Source organism: Bacillus sp. JJ783, from assembly GCF_036963225.1.
Taxonomy (GTDB): Bacteria; Bacillota; Bacilli; order Bacillales; family Bacillaceae_G; genus Bacillus_A; species Bacillus_A cereus_U.
In genome coordinates this window covers 141866-160500 of sequence record NZ_JBALMG010000054.1, presented here as the reverse complement: position 1 = coordinate 160500, position 18635 = coordinate 141866, and the positions used below count along the sequence as shown (strand labels likewise).

The following is an 18635-nucleotide window of genomic DNA, read 5'->3' as shown; positions in this document are numbered from 1 at the left end:
GGTGAGTACAAATGAAACGTATTGGTGTATTAACGAGTGGTGGAGATTCACCTGGTATGAATGCTGCCATTCGTGCAGTTGTTCGTAAAGCGATTTTCCATGATATTGAAGTATATGGTATTTACCATGGATACGCTGGTTTAATTTCTGGTCATATTGAAAAATTAGAACTTGGTTCTGTTGGCGATATTATCCACCGCGGTGGTACAAAATTATATACAGCAAGATGTCCTGAGTTTAAAGACCCAGAAGTACGACTAAAAGGAATCGAGCAATTAAAGAAACATGGTATTGAAGGACTTGTTGTTATTGGTGGAGATGGTTCTTACCAAGGTGCAAAAAAATTAACTGAGCAAGGATTCCCATGTGTAGGTGTACCAGGTACAATCGACAATGATATCCCTGGAACAGACTTCACAATTGGTTTCGATACAGCTTTAAATACTGTTATTGATGCAATTGATAAAATCCGTGATACAGCTACATCTCATGAACGTACATATGTTATCGAAGTAATGGGACGTCACGCTGGAGATATCGCATTATGGGCTGGTTTAGCTGATGGTGCAGAAACTATCTTAATTCCAGAAGAAAAGTATGACATGGAAGATGTTATCGCTCGTCTGAAACGAGGTAGTGAACGTGGCAAAAAGCACAGTATTATCGTTGTAGCTGAAGGTGTTGGAAGTGCAATTGACATCGGTAAGCACATTGAAGAAGCAACAAGCTTTGATACTCGTGTAACTGTATTAGGTCACGTACAACGTGGTGGATCACCAAGTGCACAAGACCGTGTATTAGCTAGTCGTCTTGGCGCAAGAGCAGTTGAATTATTAATTGCTGGTAATGGCGGACGTTGTGTTGGTATTCAAAATAATAAACTTGTTGATCATGACATTATCGAAGCGTTAGCTCAAAAGCATACAATCGATAAAGATATGTATCAATTATCTAAAGAATTATCTATCTAATTGGCTTAATGCCTTGTATTTGGGAACGGTTTCATAATTTTCGGAGGTGCAATATGCGTAAAACTAAAATTGTATGTACTATAGGTCCTGCTAGTGAAAGTATTGAGAAATTAGAGCAATTAATGGAAGCGGGTATGAACGTTGCTCGTTTAAACTTCTCTCATGGTAGTCATGAAGAGCATGGAGCTCGTATTAAAAATATTCGTGAAGCTTCAAAGAAAACTGGTAAAACAGTTGGTATCTTACTTGATACAAAAGGTCCAGAAATCCGTACACATGACTTCGTAGACGGACAAGCTGAGCTTGTAACAGGTGCAGAAGTAATTCTTTCTACTGAACAAGTATTAGGAACTGCAGAGAAGTTCTCTGTATCTTATGCTGGTCTTTATGATGATGTTGATCCGGGTTCTCGTATTCTAATCGATGACGGTCTTATCGAACTAGAAGTAATCGAGAAAGCTGATGGAAACATCCGTACAAAAGTATTAAACAGTGGAACTGTAAAAAATAAAAAAGGTGTTAACGTACCAAACGTAAGCATTAAGCTTCCTGGTATCACTGAAAAAGACGTACAAGATATCGTTTTCGGTATCGAGCAAAAAGTTGATTTCATCGCAGCATCTTTCGTACGTAAAGCATCTGACGTATTAGAAATTCGTGAATTATTAGAAGGGCATAACGCCCAATACATCCAAATCGTACCAAAAATCGAAAACCAAGAAGGTATCGACAACATCGATTCAATCTTAGAAGTTTCTGACGGTTTAATGGTTGCTCGTGGTGATATGGGTGTAGAAATTCCACCAGAAGAAGTACCATTAGTACAAAAACGTCTAATCAAAAAATGTAACGTATTAGGCAAACCAGTTATTACTGCAACACAAATGTTAGATTCTATGCAACGTAACCCACGTCCAACTCGTGCGGAAGCAAGTGACGTAGCAAACGCAATCTTTGATGGAACAGATGCAATCATGCTTTCAGGTGAAACTGCTGCGGGTCAATACCCTGTAGAAGCTGTAACAATGATGGCTAACATTGCGGTACGTGTTGAAAAATCATTACAATATGAAGATATGTTCAAAAAACGTATTAAAGAGTTCACTCCAACAATTACAGATGCAATTAGCCAATCTGTTGCGCACACAGCACTTGCTCTTGATGTAGCTGCAATCGTAGCTCCAACAGAAAGTGGACATACTGCGAAAATGATCTCTAAATACCGTCCGAAATCTCCAATCGTAGCTGTAACATCTGACGAGCAAGTAGGACGTCGTCTTGCACTTGTTTGGGGTGTTCAAGCATTTATGGCTGGAAAACGTGCAGCTTCTACTGACGAAATGTTAGATACAGCAATTCAAACAGGTATGGATGCGGGTCTAATCGGACTTGGAGATACTGTAGTAATCACTGCTGGTGTTCCAGTTGCTGAAACTGGTACAACAAACTTAATGAAAATCCACGTTGTTGGTGAAGAAGTTGCTAAAGGGCAAGGAATCGGTCGTAAAGCTGCAAAAGGTAAAGTAGTTGTAGCGAAAACAGCTGCTGAAGCTGTAGCGAACGTAAACAAAGGCGATATCCTTGTTACAACAAGCACTGATAAAGATATGATTCCTGCAATTGAAAAAGCTGCTGCTCTAGTTGTAGAAGAAGGCGGTCTAACAAGCCATGCAGCTGTTGTAGGTGTATCAATCGGTATTCCTGTTATCGTTGGTGTAAACGGCGTAACAACAACTTTAAAAAGTGGCCAAGAAGTAACAGTTGATGCAGCGCGCGGAATTGTTTATAATGGACATGCGGAAGTGCTATAAGAAGTAATACGGAGAGAAGGATCGGAGTCCTTCTCTTTTTTTTACACAAAAAAGGATAGAGGTAGCTTTAAATGCCTGAAATCGCTTTGAAAAACGTTTGTTATAATGTTTAGTGGAAGAGGGTTGTTCGTCCTTTATAAAGCTTATATGAGTGTTTTAAGGGGCTTATAAGGGGTTTTTGTAAGGGTGATGCTTTCAAACCTTTTGAATGAAATATGAAGGAGTGTGGAGCTGTGAAGTGGTTGCTGTTCTTACTTATTGTAATACCGGCGATTGAGATTACGGTATTGATAGGATCGAGTCATGTAATAGGTTTATGGTCTGCGTTCGCTATGATTGTATTTACGGGTATTGTGGGTGTATATTTGGCGAAACGACAAGGGTTTAAAGTACTTAGAGAGATTCAATTTAGGTTAAATAGAGGAGAAATGCCCGGTGATACGGTTCTAGATGGTATTTTTATATTCGTAGGAGGTATTCTTTTAGTACTGCCTGGATATGTGACGGATATAATAGGTTTTATCTTTGTTGTTCCTGTAACGAGGGCTTTATTGAAGCCGCTTGTTATGAAGTGGATTGATTGGAAATTTAGAAAGAGAACTACTATTATTGTTCAGAAATAACGCGTAGATTATAGCGATCTACGCGTTATTTTTTTGTTTGCTATAGTCAATTGTTAGATTCCTGTTGGGGTTGGATTGTTGTTAGTTATTAAACGATGGGATACAGAGGGTTCTTGTGAATTTAAAGTGTTATATTATGGTGGTGTTCTTGCTTGTAGTAAGATTCGACTAGTAAGCAGAAGTTAGACAGGAGAAAAACTACTGCTTACAGGGTTCACCTGCCTCATTTTGTATATTTATTCATTTACATAAAAAGTAATAAATGTAAGTAATAATTATAGAATAAATAGAATAAAAATGTATTTATGGCCTAAAATATGCGTTTTTATGCAAAAAAATAAGAGGATTATCCTTTTATGGGAAATTCTCTTTTAAATGTAGTAGTACAAAAAAGTACAGTGAATAATCAGTGGGAATTCCCCACTGATTTCAGTTGATTTTTTGTTGTGTATGAGTTGAAAATATTATTTTGATGGTGAGCCTTTAATAAATTTCCATAAGTCGTGGAATACATGAGCTTTGTGTAATGTATTAAGTAGTACTAATATGACTGGACCGATGATTAATCCTAAAAAACCAAAGAGCTTAAAGCCGACAAATAGAGCGATGAGTGTCGCTAATGGATCGAGTCCAATATTAGATGAAAGTACTTTTGGCTCCATGATTTGTCTTTGGACAATCACGACGATGTATAGGATGAGAAGACCGATGGCGAATGCAGTATCGCCTGTGAAAAATACGTATATAACCCAAGGAACGAAGACGGCTCCAGTTCCTAAATACGGGAGTAAATCTACAACCCCTGTAATAATCGCGATAGTAATTGCGTATGGCACGCGTAATATTAAAAGGCCGATTAGTACAATGATAGTTGTCATAGATACGAGTGTAAGTTGCGCTTTAACAAAACCAAACAAAGCTTTTCTTAAATCGACAAAAATAGTTTTTCCGTATCCGTGTACACGATTAGGTAGAAGTTTTCTTACTTTATGAGCAAGACGGTGCCAATCGTAACTAATGAAGAAGGTGGCTAATAAGACGAATACAAGGACAGTTAAAGTTGTTGGTAATGCACTAATGAAATTTGTTAATCCGCTTATAATGGCGGTTAAAAGTTCTTTCATTTGTGTCGTTGCTTCGGTGCCTAAGTTTTGAATGTTTTGTGTAATAGTGTATCGCTGTGGTTCTCCAAGATGATTAAATTTAGAAATTAAATCATCATAGAGAGGCATAATATGATTAAGTGCAAATTCTTGGGCGAATGCAACGATATCTGGAAACTTCACTGTGACAATTTGTAGTAAGTATGTTGTGGCAGATATTGCTTCAGTTACAAGGTATGTAACAAGTCCGACGATAGCTCCGAATACGAGAATTAAGCTAACGAGTACGGCTAATGCGCGAGGGAATTGTAGTTTTTGATTAAGGAAATTGACGACAGGATTAATCAAATAAGCGAATGCAAAAGCGATAATAAAAGGGTAGATAAGGCCTGACATGTGCAGCAATGCATAGAACCCAACTACCGTTGCTACAATGACAAATATGAGTCGTAATATCATATATAGTAAGTTTCGGTTCAAAGATGTATACCTCCCATTCCAATTTGGATTATCCTAATTCGTTCAACTTATAACGAGTGAGATTCACTGATCAAAGTTTCACTTTATGTTATAGTGGAATGATGGATTTAGCCTGCTTTTGCAGTGGATTAATGACTACAAAAGCTTGTTGGTGACGCTTCTACTATATGGTAAAAACTTCATTTTCTCTCTTTTTTATTTTACCTGTTTCTTATTATAAAAGAAAGGAGAGACATCCGCTTTTAAATGTATATGCATGCTTTATTTTTTTCTGGTTAAAGTCTTGTTTGTAATTTTGAAATGTATATAAAAATCAATTTGTTTCTTTATTATAATTGTCAAATATGCATCGGTATAGCATGTATAACGATAGGTTTAAGGGTATTTTTGTTTGGAAACAAGTTCATTATTTTCAGAAAGGAAGTGCAATCATGATTAGTCAGTCAACGTTATTTTTATTCATACTACTTATTATAGGACTTATTGCTAAAAACCAATCGCTTACTGTAGCTGTTGGAGTGTTATTTTTATTGAAGTTTACGTTTTTAGGCGATAAAGTCTTTCCTTATTTACAAACGAAAGGAATTAACCTAGGTGTGACGGTTATTACAATTGCGGTGCTTGTCCCAATTGCGACGGGGGAAATAGGGTTTAAACAGCTTGGAGAAGCGGCGAAATCATATTATGCATGGATTGCTTTAGCTTCAGGAGTAGCGGTTGCTTTATTGGCGAAAGGTGGGGTGCAATTATTAACGACTGATCCTCATATTACAACCGCACTTGTTTTTGGGACAATTATAGCTGTAGCTTTATTTAATGGAGTTGCTGTAGGTCCATTAATTGGGGCTGGAATTGCCTATGCAGTTATGAGTATTATACAGATGTTTAAATAAGGAATTTTATAGTAATATAAAAATTTTGAATTCTTCCTGTTCACAAAAGTCAGATAATTGTTTATAATAGAATTAGAAACTTTGAAAAGTTACATAACAGCAGAGACTTTACACCAGATAAAATAAAAACAACATAAAACANNTGTTTTATGTTGTTTTTATCATAAAACTCTTCGGAATTTATTTTCCTCACTAACTTGTTGTTCTGAGCGTGAGGATTCGGAGAGACATTCACGCTCATGCTTTCCCTGTAAGTAATGGACAATTAGAGGGGAACATCGCAACAAATTTGCATGAACGTGCATTTTGCTTGCCTAAAGAGTGAACGAGCGTTCATAATTTATAAGGGGAGCAAATAGATATAAGGAGCAAGGTTGGGAGAATTTTCAGGAAAAGGAGAGAATGTCATGACTGTTATTCGAGGTTTAGAAGGGGTAGTAGCAACAACATCATCTGTGAGCTCTATTATTGATGATACATTAACTTATGTTGGGTATAATATTGATGATTTAGCTGAGAATGCTACGTTTGAAGAAGTAGTGTACTTATTATGGCACCGCAAGCTTCCTAACGAAAAAGAACTAGCGGAATTTAGTGAAACTGTATCTGAATACTATAAAGTACCAGGTGAAATTTTAACATATTTGAAACAAGTAGATTTAAAAATCGCGCACCCGATGTCGGTTTTACGAACTGCGATTTCCATGCTATCATTATATGATGAGAGCGCTGAAATAATGGATGGAAAGTCTAATTATTTGAAAGCGGTTAAATTACAGGCTCAAGTCGGAACCTTAATTGCGGCTTATGCAAGAATTCGCAAAGGTTTAGATGTTGTTGAGCCAAGAAAAGATCTATCATTAGCTGCAAACTTTTTGTACATGTTAAATGATCGTGAGCCAAATGAAGTTGAAATTGAGGCTTTTGATAAGGCACTTGTACTTCATGCAGATCATGAGTTAAACGCTTCTACATTTACTGCACGTGTTTGCGTAGCTACACTTTCAGATGTGTATTCTGGTATTACAGCAGCAATCGGTGCATTAAAAGGTCCTCTTCACGGCGGGGCAAATGAAAATGTAATGAAGATGTTAACTGAAATTGGCGAAGAAGAAAATGTAGAATCATATATTCATAATGCTCTTCAAAATAAAGTGAAAATTATGGGATTTGGTCATCGCGTATATGAGCATGGTGATCCACGCGCGAAACACTTACGCGAAATGTCTAAGAGATTATGCGTGCTTTTAGGAGAAGACAAATGGTATAATATGTCTATCAAAATTGAAGACATTGTAACAAAAGAAAAAGGTCTTCCACCAAATGTTGATTTCTATTCAGCTTCTGTATACCATTGTTTAGGAGTTGACCATGACCTATTTACACCTATCTTTGCGATTAGCCGTATGTCAGGCTGGTTAGCTCATATTCTAGAGCAATATGAAAATAACCGTTTAATCCGTCCGCGTGCTGATTATGATGGACCTACGCATCAAGTGTATGTTCCAATTGCGCAACGATAAGTGAAAAACACTATTTTGATAGTGAAAATACGCTTTCAAAAGTCTGATTTTTTCGGAAAGATATAATGATTAGAATATTTTAATTTGACTAACGGTTTGAACTGAGGGGTTATTCCCTCAGTTTCATACATATGAAATTTCAAACATGGGGGTTATCACATTGACGACAGGTGAAAAAATTACTGTAACTAATGGTGTTATGAATGTACCAAACAATCCGATTATTCCATTTATCGAAGGAGATGGAATTGGTCCTGATATTTGGGCTGCAGCATCTCGCGTACTAGAAGCAGCAGTTGAGAAAGCATATGATGGTGAGAAGAAAATTGTTTGGAAAGAAGTGCTTGCAGGGGAAAAAGCATTCAACCAAACAGGCGAGTGGTTACCAGAAGAGACTTTAAATTTAATTCGTGAATATTTAATCGCAATTAAAGGTCCACTTACAACTCCAGTTGGCGGTGGTATTCGTTCTCTAAACGTTGCGCTTCGTCAAGAATTAGATTTATATGTATGTCTACGTCCAGTTCGTTACTTTGAAGGTGTTCCTTCACCTGTAAAACGTCCGGAAGATACTGATATGGTTATTTTCCGTGAAAATACAGAAGATATTTACGCTGGTATTGAATATGCACAAGGTTCTCCAGAAGCGGAAAAAGTTCTTGCATTCTTAAAAGAAGCAATGGGCGTTAATAAAATTCGTTTCCCAGAAACATCAGGGATTGGTATTAAACCAATTTCAGAGGAAGGGACAAAGCGTCTTGTTCGTGCTGCGATTCAATATGCAATTAACGAAAAACGTTCTTCTGTTACATTAGTTCATAAAGGAAACATTATGAAATTTACAGAAGGTGCTTTCAAAAACTGGGGTTACGAAGTAGCTGAACAAGAATTTGGCGACAAAGTATTTACTTGGGCTGAATATGATCGTATCGTTGAAAAAGATGGTAAAGATGCAGCGAATAAGGCGATGGCAGAAGCAGAATCTGCTGGGAAAATCATCGTAAAAGATTCTATTGCAGACATCTTCTTACAACAAATTTTAACTCGTCCACGTGAGTTCGATGTTGTTGCAACAATGAACTTAAACGGAGACTACATCTCGGATGCACTTGCTGCACAAGTAGGTGGAATTGGTATTGCACCTGGTGCAAACATTAACTATGTGACTGGACATGCTATCTTTGAAGCTACACATGGTACAGCTCCAAAATATGCAGGTTTAGATAAAGTAAATCCATCTTCTGTTCTTCTTTCTGGTGTATTATTATTAGAGCACTTAGGATGGAACGAAGCTGCGAATTTAGTAACTGATTCAGTTGAGAAAACAATTGAATCAAAAGTAGTAACTTATGATTTCGCACGCTTAATGGAAGGTGCAACAGAAGTGAAATGTTCTGAGTTCGCTAATGAACTTATTAAAAACATGGATGTAGCGATAATCAAAAACGCATAATTCAAGCGGGGGGTAAATTATGACAATCAAACGCAAGAAAGTTTCAGTCATCGGTGCAGGATTTACAGGAGCAACAACAGCATTCTTATTAGCACAAAAAGAACTTGCAGATGTTGTATTAGTGGACATTCCACAGCTGGAAAATCCAACAAAAGGGAAAGCGTTAGATATGTTAGAAGCGAGCCCAGTACAAGGTTTTGATGCTAACATTATTGGTACATCTGATTACGTAGATACTGCTGATTCTGACGTTGTCGTTATTACAGCAGGTATTGCGCGTAAGCCTGGTATGAGCCGTGATGACTTAGTAGCAACAAACTCTAAAATTATGAAAAGTATTACGCGCGACATTGCAAAACATTCACCAAATGCGATTATTGTTGTATTAACAAATCCAGTTGATGCAATGACATATTCTGTATTTAAAGAAGCAGGATTCCCGAAAGAGCGTGTTATCGGTCAATCGGGCGTATTGGATACAGCTCGTTTCCGTACATTCATTTCACAAGAATTAAATCTTTCTGTGAAAGACATTACAGGATTTGTTCTTGGTGGACATGGTGACGATATGGTACCTCTTGTACGCTATTCCTATGCAGGTGGTATTCCGTTAGAAACATTAATTCCGAAAGAGCGTTTAGAGGCAATCGTAGAACGTACACGTAAAGGTGGCGGTGAGATTGTAGGCTTATTAGGAAACGGTAGTGCATATTACGCGCCAGCAGCTTCTTTAGTTGAAATGACAGAAGCAATCTTGAAAGATCAACGCCGTGTATTACCTGCTATTGCATACCTTGAAGGTGAGTATGGTTATAGTGACATTTACTTAGGGGTACCAGTAATTCTAGGTGGTAACGGAATTGAAAAAATTATTGAATTAGAACTTCTTGCAGATGAAAAAGAAGCGTTAGATCGCTCTGTAGAATCTGTACGTAACGTTATGAAAGTTCTTGTTTAATAATTAAATATAAGCGGAAAAAGATTCGGGGCCCCGAATCTTTTTCTACTATTTACTAAATTGTTTTTTTGAAATAATATGAAAACGCTATCATTTGGTGTATCCTATAATGAAACTATAAACTTATACTATACATTGCCCTCGTCATAGTAATTTTCGGATAAGGTATCGCTTTTAGTAGGATAATAAGGTGAAAAAATCGGAGGGGGTTGTAACATGTTAAAGAAAAAAGTTCAAATTGGTCGTAGAATGGATGAAATTACAGTAGGAGAGAAATTATCTATCACTGAAAAAATTGAGGATAAAGATTTGTTATTGTATTTAGGGTTAACGAATGATGCCAATCCATTATATATTCAGCATGATTACGCATCCCAAACTCCGTATGAAAAGCCGATTGTCCCAAGCATTATGCTAACGGGGCTGATTACAACGGCGGTTACGAAATATTTACCAGGTCCAGGTAGTCATATTACTAGGAAGGACCTTACGTTCGTGAAACATGTTCACCATTATGAAACGTTACAAATCCACTTTGAAGTTGTGGCTGTTTCAGAGGAGGAACATACAATTGATATGCTTGTATTTGCTCATGATGAAAAAGGAGAAACTGTTGTAAAAGGTTCATTAACAGTAACACCACCTTTTAAATCTGTTTCCATTATGGAAAAAGCATTAGATAATTTTTAAAAAATGAAAGTTAGAATGATATAAAAGTAGCGCTAGTCATATTCTTATTAAGGGTATGCTAGCGCTACTTTTTGTTTGGAAAGGGTGATATAACTGTGAAATGGGAAAGGGAAGACATTATTTTTGAAACGATAAGAGAAGCTGAAGTGTGGGCCGATTCAATCGCGAATGAAATGTACGGGAAAGTATTTGATGGATATGAAACACCAGATTATAAAATAGCGTATGCTCTTTCGTTTTTCTTAGCGCAAAATCGAGATTGTATAGTTCATACGGAAGTGAGCTTTAAAAAAGAGAGAGCGATCTATAAAGTTTGGAAAAATCCTGTGTAGCTGAAGGTGAGTCGTAATTACTTCTATTTTCTCAATTTTACACAAACGAGCTCCATGAATAGACAATTATATTGAGGGAGACCTTGTTTTCTAGTATGATGAGAATAACGGGGAAAATACTAGGATGAAGAAGGTTTCAAGTCTATAACTTGGAGGAAAAGAATGAACAATCGTATTTTAGTAGTTGATGATGAGGAATTTATCTTAACTTTAATTGAATTTAATTTACAACAAGCTGGGTTTGAAGTTATAACAGCGATGGATGGAGAAATGGCGCTTCAAAAAGCGACAACAGAACGCCCAGATTTAATTATATTAGATTTAATGCTTCCAAAAATGGATGGTATGGAAGTTTGTAAAGAATTACGATTGCAGCGTGTTATGACGCCGATTTTAATGCTAACAGCAAAAGATGATGAATTTGATAAGGTGCTAGGTCTTGAGCTTGGGGCTGATGATTATATGACGAAGCCGTTTAGCCCAAGGGAAGTTGTTGCTCGTGTGAAAGCGATTTTGCGCCGCACGAAATTACAGCAAGAAGAAAAAGTGTCGGAAACGCCAGATGAAGATAGTATCATAATTGCAGAGCTTAAAATTTTACCGGAGTTTTATGAAGCGTACTTCCAAGGTAGGAAACTGGAACTAACACCGAAAGAATTTGAGTTACTTGTTTATCTTGCAAAAAATAAAAGTCGTGTATTAACTCGTGACCAATTATTGAGTGCTGTATGGAATTATGATTTTGCCGGTGATACAAGAATTGTTGATGTCCATATTAGCCATTTGCGCGATAAAATTGAACAAAATACGAAAAAACCGACGTACATTAAAACGATACGTGGTTTAGGTTATAAATTAGAGGAGCCAAAAGGGGATGAATAAATTTCGTTCCAGGCTTCTTTTTACATTTGTTTCTCTTATCGTTTTTATTTTAGTTGGACTAGGTGTATTATTAGAAACCGTATTTGAAAATTACTATATAGATCATGCTAAAGAAAGAATGGTAAAAGAGACAAGGTATGTTGCTGTATTAGCAGAGGAGCAAGGGTTTGATTCTGTTTTAAAAAAGCCGTATGTATTTGAAAAGTTAGAAGAACAAATACCAGCTTCTATTATATTTGTGGATGAAAAAAAGAAAGTTCAATATAGCGGAGGGAAACAATCTGCATTTAGTCAAGAGATGATTAAAGAACTTTCTTCTGAAGCAGGAAAACAAAAAAATAAAGTCATTACGAAAGAAACAGATCAAAAGAATGAATTTTATCATGCTGTGTTCGTCCAGGATGTAGAAGGGAAACAAGGATACATTTTGGTGAAAAGTACAATTGATACTTTGAGGGACGTTCACCAAAAAACGTGGGGATTATTAATTATCGGATTTGTCATTGCTTGTCTCGTAGTTGTATTCCTAGGTGTCAAAATTACAGGACAATATATTAGGCCGATTGAATCAGTTACAAAAGTTGCGATTGAATTAGCGAAGGGTAATTATAAAGCGCGTGCATATGAAAGTCATTCGGATGAAACAGGAATGCTGAGTAAAGCAATTAATATTTTAGCTCGTAATTTACAAGAGATGACACTCGAACAAGAAATGCAACAAGATCGTTTGCACACATTAATTGAAAATATGGGAAGCGGAATGATTTTAATTGATAGCCGTGGTTATATAAACCTTGTAAACCGTTCTTATAAGGAGACTTTCCACGTAACAGATGAAGAATATTTAGACCGTTTATATTATGAATCGTTTCACCATACGGAAATTATTGAGCTTGTGGAAGAAATTTTTATGACAGAAGTGAAAGTGCGTAAACAAATGTTATTGCCGCTAGGTATTGAGCGCAAGCATTTCGAAGTATACGGAGCGCCAATTATTGGGACAAACCATGAGTGGAAAGGGATTGTTCTCGTATTCCATGACATTACAGAGTTAAAGAAATTAGAACAAATGAGAAAAGACTTTTTAGCGAATGTTTCTCATGAATTGAAGACACCGATTACTTCTATTAAAGGTTTTTCAGAAACACTCTTGGACGGAGCGATGGATAATAAAAAATTCTGCGAACATTTCTTGCATATCATTTTAAAAGAAAGTGAGCGTATGCAAGGATTAATTGAAGATTTATTAGATTTGTCAAAAATCGAGCAGCAAGGGTTTAGATTAAATATGGGTACGGTTGATATGAAGGGGCTTCTTGAAGACATTCACATGGTGCTTGATAATAAAGCGGGTGAAAAAGAAATCTCTTTACAAGTGAATGTATTGAAACGAGTTTCCGTTATTGGAGATCCGAGCCGCTTAAAACAAATCTTTATTAATTTAATTAATAATGCAATCGTATATACGCCGGCTGGAGGCGTTGTTTCAGTTGAATTATTAGAGGATAAATATAATGCGTATATAAAAGTGTCGGATACTGGAATTGGTATTAGTAAAGAAGAAATTCCTCGTATATTTGAACGTTTTTATCGAGTTGATAAAGCGAGAAGTAGAAATACGGGTGGAACGGGTCTTGGTTTATCAATTGTAAAGCATTTAGTTGAAGCACATCAAGGTACGATTACAGTGGATAGTGAGGTTGGAGAAGGTACAACATTTACAGTTGTTTTACCAAAATCAGCTACTGAAAAATAGGATGAAGGATATTTACAATATATTAACAATGGCTTAATTAAATATTAATAAAGCTCTGTTAATATAATATATGAAAACCCCTTCATCCAAGGAGTAATTTTGGACGAGAGTAGTTATGCTATTCTCGTCACTTCCCTTTTATGCCAATGTAAGTCTGTTATATATGATAGAAAAAAACCGTTATTTTTCTTCTCTCTATTAGTCATGTTAATATAGAGAGAGGATAGGAACGGTTTTTTTTCTGTGGGAAAATCGTTTCAAATTTGTATGGGGAGGTTTGTAGTTTGGAAAAAAAAGTCGTATTAGTAGATGGTAATAATATCGCGTATCGTGCTTTCTTTGCACTACCGCTTTTAAATAACGACAAAGGTATACATACGAACGCAATTTATGGTTTTACGATGATGTTAATGAGAATATTAGAGGAAGAAAAACCGACGCACATGCTTGTGGCGTTTGATGCGGGGAAAACAACGTTCCGTCATAAAACGTATAGTGATTATAAGGGAGGGCGTCAAAAGACGCCACCTGAACTATCAGAGCAATTCCCGTTTATTCGTGAGATGCTTGATGCATTCAATGTACCGCGTTATGAACTGGAAAATTATGAAGCGGATGACATTATGGGAACGTTAGCGAAAGAAGCGAGTGAGCAAGGGTTTCATGTTAAGGTTATTTCAGGAGATAAAGATTTACTGCAACTTGTTTCAGATAATACACTTGTATGTATTCCTCGCAAAGGGATTACAGAAGTAGATGAATATACGAAAGAAGCTTTATTTGAGAAATATAGCTTATCACCAAAGCAAATTATCGACATGAAAGGTTTAATGGGAGACCAATCAGATAACATTCCAGGTGTACCAGGTGTTGGTGAGAAGACAGCCATTAAATTATTAACGCAATTTGAAACGGTAGAAGCAGTATATGAAAACTTAGATCAAGTGAGTGGAAAGAAATTAAAAGAAAAGTTAGAAGCGAATAAAGAACAAGCTCTTATGAGTAAAGAACTTGCGACTATTATTACAGACGCACCGATTACTGTGCATGTAGATGATATGGCATATAAAGGGTATGAACCAAGCGATTTGATTCCGATGTTCGAGAATTTAGGATTTACATCCCTTTTAAATAAATTAGGTGTTACGCCGGAGGAAACGGCTCCAGCTGAATTAGATGATATTACATTTGATATTGTAGAAGAAGTTACAGAAGAAATGCTTCAGCAAGATAGTGCGCTTATTGTTGAAGTGCAAGAAGATAACTATCATAAAGCCGATATTCAAGGTTTTGGTATTCAAAATGAAAATGGTTGTTACTTCATTCCGGCCGATGTTGCTCTTAAATCGGATGCTTTTAAAGAGTGGCTTGCAAATGGAGAAATGAGAAAACATACATTTGATGCGAAGCGTGCTATCGTTGCTCTCAAGTGGAAAGGTATAGATATTCAAGGGATTGACTTTGATTTATTAATTGCCGCTTATTTACTTGATCCAGCTGATACCGATAAAGATTTCCGTGCTGTTGCGAAAATGAAAGAAACACATGCGGTAAAATCTGACGAAGAAGTTTACGGGAAAGGTGCGAAGCGTGCTGTTCCTGAGCAAGAGGTAGTAGCTGAGCATGTCGCTCGTAAAGTGCATGTATTATTCGATGTGAAGCAAACATTCGTAGAAGAGTTAGAAAAGAATGAGCAATATGAACTATTTACAGAGTTAGAATTACCGCTTGCTCGTGTATTAGCTGACATGGAAGTGAAAGGTGTTACAGTTGATACGGAGCGTCTTCGTAATATGGGAGAAGAGCTTGCGGGTAGATTAAAGGAAATGGAACAAGAGATTTATGAGCTTGCAGGAACGGAATTTAATATTAATTCACCGAAGCAGCTTGGGGTTATTCTGTTTGAAAACTTAAATTTACCTGTTATTAAAAAGACGAAAACAGGTTATTCTACGTCTGCTGATGTACTAGACAAGCTTATGGATCATCATGCAATCATTCCGAAGATTTTACACTATCGTCAATTAGGGAAACTAAACTCTACATATATTGAAGGGTTACTAAAAGTTGTACATGACGATTCATCTAAAATTCATACTCGCTTTAACCAAGTGTTAACGCAAACAGGACGACTAAGTTCAACGGAACCAAACTTGCAAAATATCCCGATTCGCTTAGAAGAGGGAAGGAAGATTCGTCAGGCGTTTATTCCTTCAGAAGAAGGATGGATTATGTACGCGGCTGATTATTCACAAATTGAACTTCGTGTGCTTGCTCACATTGCAAAAGATGAAGGTTTAGTTGAAGCGTTCCAACATGACATGGATATTCATACGAAAACAGCTATGGATGTATTCGGTGTTGGAAAAGATGAAGTGACATCTAATATGAGACGACAAGCGAAAGCTGTAAACTTCGGCATTGTATACGGTATTAGTGATTACGGCCTTTCACAAAACTTAGGAATCACGAGAAAAGCGGCAGGGGAATTTATCGAAAGGTATTTAGAAAGCTTCCCTGGAGTACAAGAATATATGGCTGACATTGTAAAAGATGCGAAGCAAAAAGGATATGTTTCAACGTTATTAAATCGCCGTCGTTACATTCCAGAAATTACGAGCCGTAACTTTAATTTACGTAGCTTTGCAGAGCGTACAGCAATGAATACACCAATTCAAGGTAGTGCGGCGGATATTATTAAAAAGGCTATGATTATTATGGCGGATCGCTTAGAAGAAGAAGGCCTACAAGCTCGCTTACTTCTGCAAGTACACGATGAATTGATCTTTGAAGCGCCAAAAGAAGAAGTGGAAAAATTAGAGAAGCTTGTACCTGAAGTAATGGAGCATGCAATTGAACTAGCAGTTCCGTTAAAAGTTGATTATTCTTACGGTCCAACTTGGTACGACGCGAAATAAGGAAGTGATAAAATGCCGGAATTACCAGAGGTTGAAAATGTTAGACGGACACTTGAAAATCTTGTAACGGGGAAAGTGATTGAAGATGTAATTATCACTTACCCAAAAATAGTGAAACGACCGGACGATGCAGAAATCTTTAAAGACATGCTAAGAGGCGAGATGATCGAGAATATAAAGCGAAGAGGTAAGTTTTTGCTTTTGTATGTAACAAACTATGTAATTGTTTCACATTTGCGTATGGAAGGTAAGTTTTTACTTCATCAAGAGGATGAGCCAATTGATAAACATACACACGTACGTTTCTTATTTACAGATGGAACTGAATTGCATTATAAAGATGTGAGAAAGTTTGGTACGATGCATCTCTTTAAGAAAGGTGAAGAGTTTGCTCAAATGCCTCTTGCTGATTTAGGACCAGAGCCATTTGATGCTGAATTGACACCGAAGTATTTGCAAGAGAGATTGCAAAAGACAAATCGCAAAATAAAAGTCGTATTATTAGACCAGCGTCTTTTAGTAGGGCTTGGAAATATATATGTAGATGAAGTATTATTCCGTTCTCATATTCATCCAGAGCGAGAAGCGTCATCTTTAACGGAAGAAGAAATTGAGAGAGTTTACGAAGCGATTGTTACAACGCTAGGCGAAGCAGTGAAGCGAGGCGGAAGTACAATTAGAACGTATATCAATTCGCAAGGGCAAATCGGTTCATTCCAAGAACTTCTAAATGTATATGGAAAAAAGGGAGAACCGTGTGTGACTTGCGGTACGATTTTAGAAAAAACAGTTGTTGGTGGAAGAGGAACGCATTACTGCCCAATTTGTCAGCCTAGAATATAGAAAAGAGATAACATCGGATAGGCATTTGTCATATACATACAGCAGAGCTATGTATAAGGGAGGAGTTTACCGATGTACCTTTATTTATCTCTTATTTTATTAGCTTTTACATTAAGCTTAGATAGCTGTAGTGTAGGGCTAACATACGGTTTAAGAAGCGTAAGAATTCCACTAAGATCAATTATAATTATCGGAATCTGTTCAGCGGCTGTTATGCTCGTTTCAATGGGAATTGGACATATGATCGCGAAAATTTTTTCACCTGTTATCGCAACGCGTATCGGTGGGCTTGTTCTTATTGGAATAGGGATTTGGGTATTATACCAATTTTTTCGGAGTGATAAAAAAGAAGAACCGAAGCAAGAGGAGAAGGTTTGGAAATTAGAGATTGCTTCACTAGGACTAGTGATTCAAATTTTACGGAAACCGACTGTTGCGGATTTTGATAAATCGGGCACCATTTCTGCAGGAGAAGCGCTACTTCTTGGTATAGCTCTTTCTGTAGATTCGTTTGGTGCTGGAATTGGTGCATCTTTATTAGGGTATGCACCTGCTATGATGGCGATATTAGTCGCGGTTATGAGTTCTTTATTTTTATTTATTGGAATGAAGCTTGGTACGGTTTTGTCGAATATGAAATGGTTACAAAAATTTACATTCCTGCCTGGGGTATTACTCATTATTATTGGAATTTGGAAAATGTAAGTATGGGCGTGGAACACTAGTTTCGCGCCTTTTATTATGAGGGGGATTATGATGACAGTAGTAATTGGATTAACAGGAGGCATTGCAAGTGGAAAAAGTACAGTGTCTCAAATGTTTCGCGAGCTAAGTATACCAGTTATTGATGCAGATATTATTGCGCGAGAAGTTGTAGAACGAGGAAAACCAGCATATAACAAAATTGTAGAAGTATTTGGAACGGAAGTGTTACAAAAAGACGGAGAACTGGATCGACCGAAATTAGGAAGTGTCGTTTTCCATAATGAAGAAAAACGATTGCAGTTAAATAAAATTGTTCATCCGGCAGTGCGTGAGGAAATGAATATGCAAAAGGAAATGTACATAAAAGAAGGTGTGCAAGCGGTTGTGTTAGATATTCCTCTTTTATTTGAAAGTAAATTAACGAGTCTCGTTGATCGCGTTTTAGTTGTAGCGGTTAAGCCGAATACACAATTAGACCGTTTAATGAAACGAAATAACTTTTCAGAAGAAGAAGCAACGGTGCGTATTCAATCTCAAATGCCATTAGAAGAAAAAGTGAAGAATGCAGATGAAGTGATAAATAATGATGGCACAATTATGGAAACGAAAACACAATTACAGGTGATTTTAAAGAAGTGGAACATTATTGATTAAAAAATTGTGAAATTAATGAAAATGCTTAGTGACATTCCTC

General features: G+C 36.8%; 16 protein-coding genes. 15 read left to right on the top strand and 1 reads right to left on the bottom strand.

Annotation, left to right across the window (positions count from 1 at the left end; all coding sequences use genetic code 11):
* Nucleotides 1-11: 11 nt before the first annotated feature.
* The 3 genes from pfkA to V7038_RS12380 all read left to right on the top strand — a co-directional run bounded on the left by pfkA (nucleotide 12) and on the right by V7038_RS12380 (nucleotide 3405).
* On the top strand, nucleotides 12-971 hold the full coding sequence (pfkA, locus tag V7038_RS12390) for a 6-phosphofructokinase (protein WP_002034288.1): 960 nt from the start codon (nucleotides 12-14) through the stop codon (nucleotides 969-971).
* 53 nt (nucleotides 972-1024) lie between these two features.
* Nucleotides 1025-2782 (top strand): pyruvate kinase, encoded by a 1758-nt coding sequence (gene pyk / locus V7038_RS12385; protein WP_002112205.1) that lies wholly within the window; start codon nucleotides 1025-1027, stop codon nucleotides 2780-2782.
* Between the two features lie 233 nt (nucleotides 2783-3015).
* Complete coding sequence (locus V7038_RS12380) at nucleotides 3016-3405, top strand: FxsA family protein (RefSeq protein WP_335470371.1); 390 nt, start codon at nucleotides 3016-3018, stop codon at nucleotides 3403-3405.
* 464 nt (nucleotides 3406-3869) lie between these two features.
* Here V7038_RS12380 and ytvI read toward each other — a convergent pair whose 3' ends face one another.
* Nucleotides 3870-4988, bottom strand: a complete 1119-nt coding sequence (gene ytvI, locus V7038_RS12375) for a sporulation integral membrane protein YtvI (RefSeq protein WP_002112201.1) — start codon at nucleotides 4986-4988, stop codon at nucleotides 3870-3872.
* Nucleotides 4989-5419: 431 nt separating this feature from the next.
* Here ytvI and V7038_RS12370 point away from each other — a divergent pair, with 431 nt between their 5' ends.
* The 12 genes from V7038_RS12370 to coaE all read left to right on the top strand — a co-directional run bounded on the left by V7038_RS12370 (nucleotide 5420) and on the right by coaE (nucleotide 18595).
* A complete protein-coding gene (locus V7038_RS12370) occupies nucleotides 5420-5881 on the top strand; it encodes a DUF441 domain-containing protein (RefSeq protein ID WP_002112200.1) in 462 nt (153 codons plus the stop codon).
* 374 nt (nucleotides 5882-6255) lie between these two features.
* Nucleotides 6256-7404, top strand: coding sequence for a citrate synthase (gene citZ, locus V7038_RS12365; RefSeq protein WP_002112199.1), 1149 nt, complete (start codon nucleotides 6256-6258; stop codon nucleotides 7402-7404).
* Between the two features lie 160 nt (nucleotides 7405-7564).
* Entirely contained in the window at nucleotides 7565-8857 is a 1293-nt protein-coding gene (gene icd, locus V7038_RS12360) for an NADP-dependent isocitrate dehydrogenase (RefSeq protein ID WP_002112198.1), read from the top strand.
* A gap of 19 nt (nucleotides 8858-8876) precedes the next feature.
* A complete protein-coding gene (mdh, locus tag V7038_RS12355; RefSeq protein WP_002112197.1) occupies nucleotides 8877-9815 on the top strand; it encodes a malate dehydrogenase in 939 nt (312 codons plus the stop codon).
* Between the two features lie 216 nt (nucleotides 9816-10031).
* Entirely contained in the window at nucleotides 10032-10505 is a 474-nt protein-coding gene (locus V7038_RS12350; RefSeq protein ID WP_002015489.1) for a MaoC/PaaZ C-terminal domain-containing protein, read from the top strand.
* 95 nt (nucleotides 10506-10600) lie between these two features.
* On the top strand, nucleotides 10601-10837 hold the full coding sequence (locus V7038_RS12345) for a hypothetical protein (protein ID WP_002112196.1): 237 nt from the start codon (nucleotides 10601-10603) through the stop codon (nucleotides 10835-10837).
* A 162-nt stretch (nucleotides 10838-10999) separates the two neighbouring features.
* Entirely contained in the window at nucleotides 11000-11719 is a 720-nt protein-coding gene (phoP, locus tag V7038_RS12340) for a two-component system response regulator PhoP (protein ID WP_002112195.1), read from the top strand.
* Nucleotides 11712-13475, top strand: coding sequence for a sensory box histidine kinase PhoR (gene phoR / locus V7038_RS12335; protein WP_002112194.1), 1764 nt, complete (start codon nucleotides 11712-11714; stop codon nucleotides 13473-13475). Before phoP ends, phoR begins: the two co-directional genes overlap by 8 nt.
* A gap of 284 nt (nucleotides 13476-13759) precedes the next feature.
* Nucleotides 13760-16393, top strand: a complete 2634-nt coding sequence (polA, locus tag V7038_RS12330; protein ID WP_002112193.1) for a DNA polymerase I — start codon at nucleotides 13760-13762, stop codon at nucleotides 16391-16393.
* A gap of 12 nt (nucleotides 16394-16405) precedes the next feature.
* The gene (mutM, locus tag V7038_RS12325) at nucleotides 16406-17236 is read left to right on the top strand and encodes a DNA-formamidopyrimidine glycosylase (RefSeq protein ID WP_335470366.1); all 831 of its coding nucleotides are present in this window, start codon (nucleotides 16406-16408) and stop codon (nucleotides 17234-17236) included.
* Between the two features lie 72 nt (nucleotides 17237-17308).
* Nucleotides 17309-17941, top strand: coding sequence for a sporulation membrane protein YtaF (gene ytaF / locus V7038_RS12320; protein WP_000281731.1), 633 nt, complete (start codon nucleotides 17309-17311; stop codon nucleotides 17939-17941).
* 51 nt (nucleotides 17942-17992) lie between these two features.
* Nucleotides 17993-18595, top strand: a complete 603-nt coding sequence (gene coaE, locus V7038_RS12315; protein WP_002112191.1) for a dephospho-CoA kinase — start codon at nucleotides 17993-17995, stop codon at nucleotides 18593-18595.
* Nucleotides 18596-18635: the final 40 nt, after the last annotated feature.

Coding starts and splice junctions, on each gene's coding strand:
- V7038_RS12350 (WP_002015489.1), top strand. CDS start 10,032: ATGTTAAAGAAAAAAGTTCAAATTGGTCGTAGAATGGATGAAATTACA.
- pyk (WP_002112205.1), top strand. CDS start 1,025: ATGCGTAAAACTAAAATTGTATGTACTATAGGTCCTGCTAGTGAAAGT.
- ytaF (WP_000281731.1), top strand. CDS start 17,309: ATGTACCTTTATTTATCTCTTATTTTATTAGCTTTTACATTAAGCTTA.
- mdh (WP_002112197.1), top strand. CDS start 8,877: ATGACAATCAAACGCAAGAAAGTTTCAGTCATCGGTGCAGGATTTACA.
- coaE (WP_002112191.1), top strand. CDS start 17,993: ATGACAGTAGTAATTGGATTAACAGGAGGCATTGCAAGTGGAAAAAGT.
- phoR (WP_002112194.1), top strand. CDS start 11,712: ATGAATAAATTTCGTTCCAGGCTTCTTTTTACATTTGTTTCTCTTATC.
- pfkA (WP_002034288.1), top strand. CDS start 12: ATGAAACGTATTGGTGTATTAACGAGTGGTGGAGATTCACCTGGTATG.
- V7038_RS12370 (WP_002112200.1), top strand. CDS start 5,420: ATGATTAGTCAGTCAACGTTATTTTTATTCATACTACTTATTATAGGA.
- mutM (WP_335470366.1), top strand. CDS start 16,406: ATGCCGGAATTACCAGAGGTTGAAAATGTTAGACGGACACTTGAAAAT.
- phoP (WP_002112195.1), top strand. CDS start 11,000: ATGAACAATCGTATTTTAGTAGTTGATGATGAGGAATTTATCTTAACT.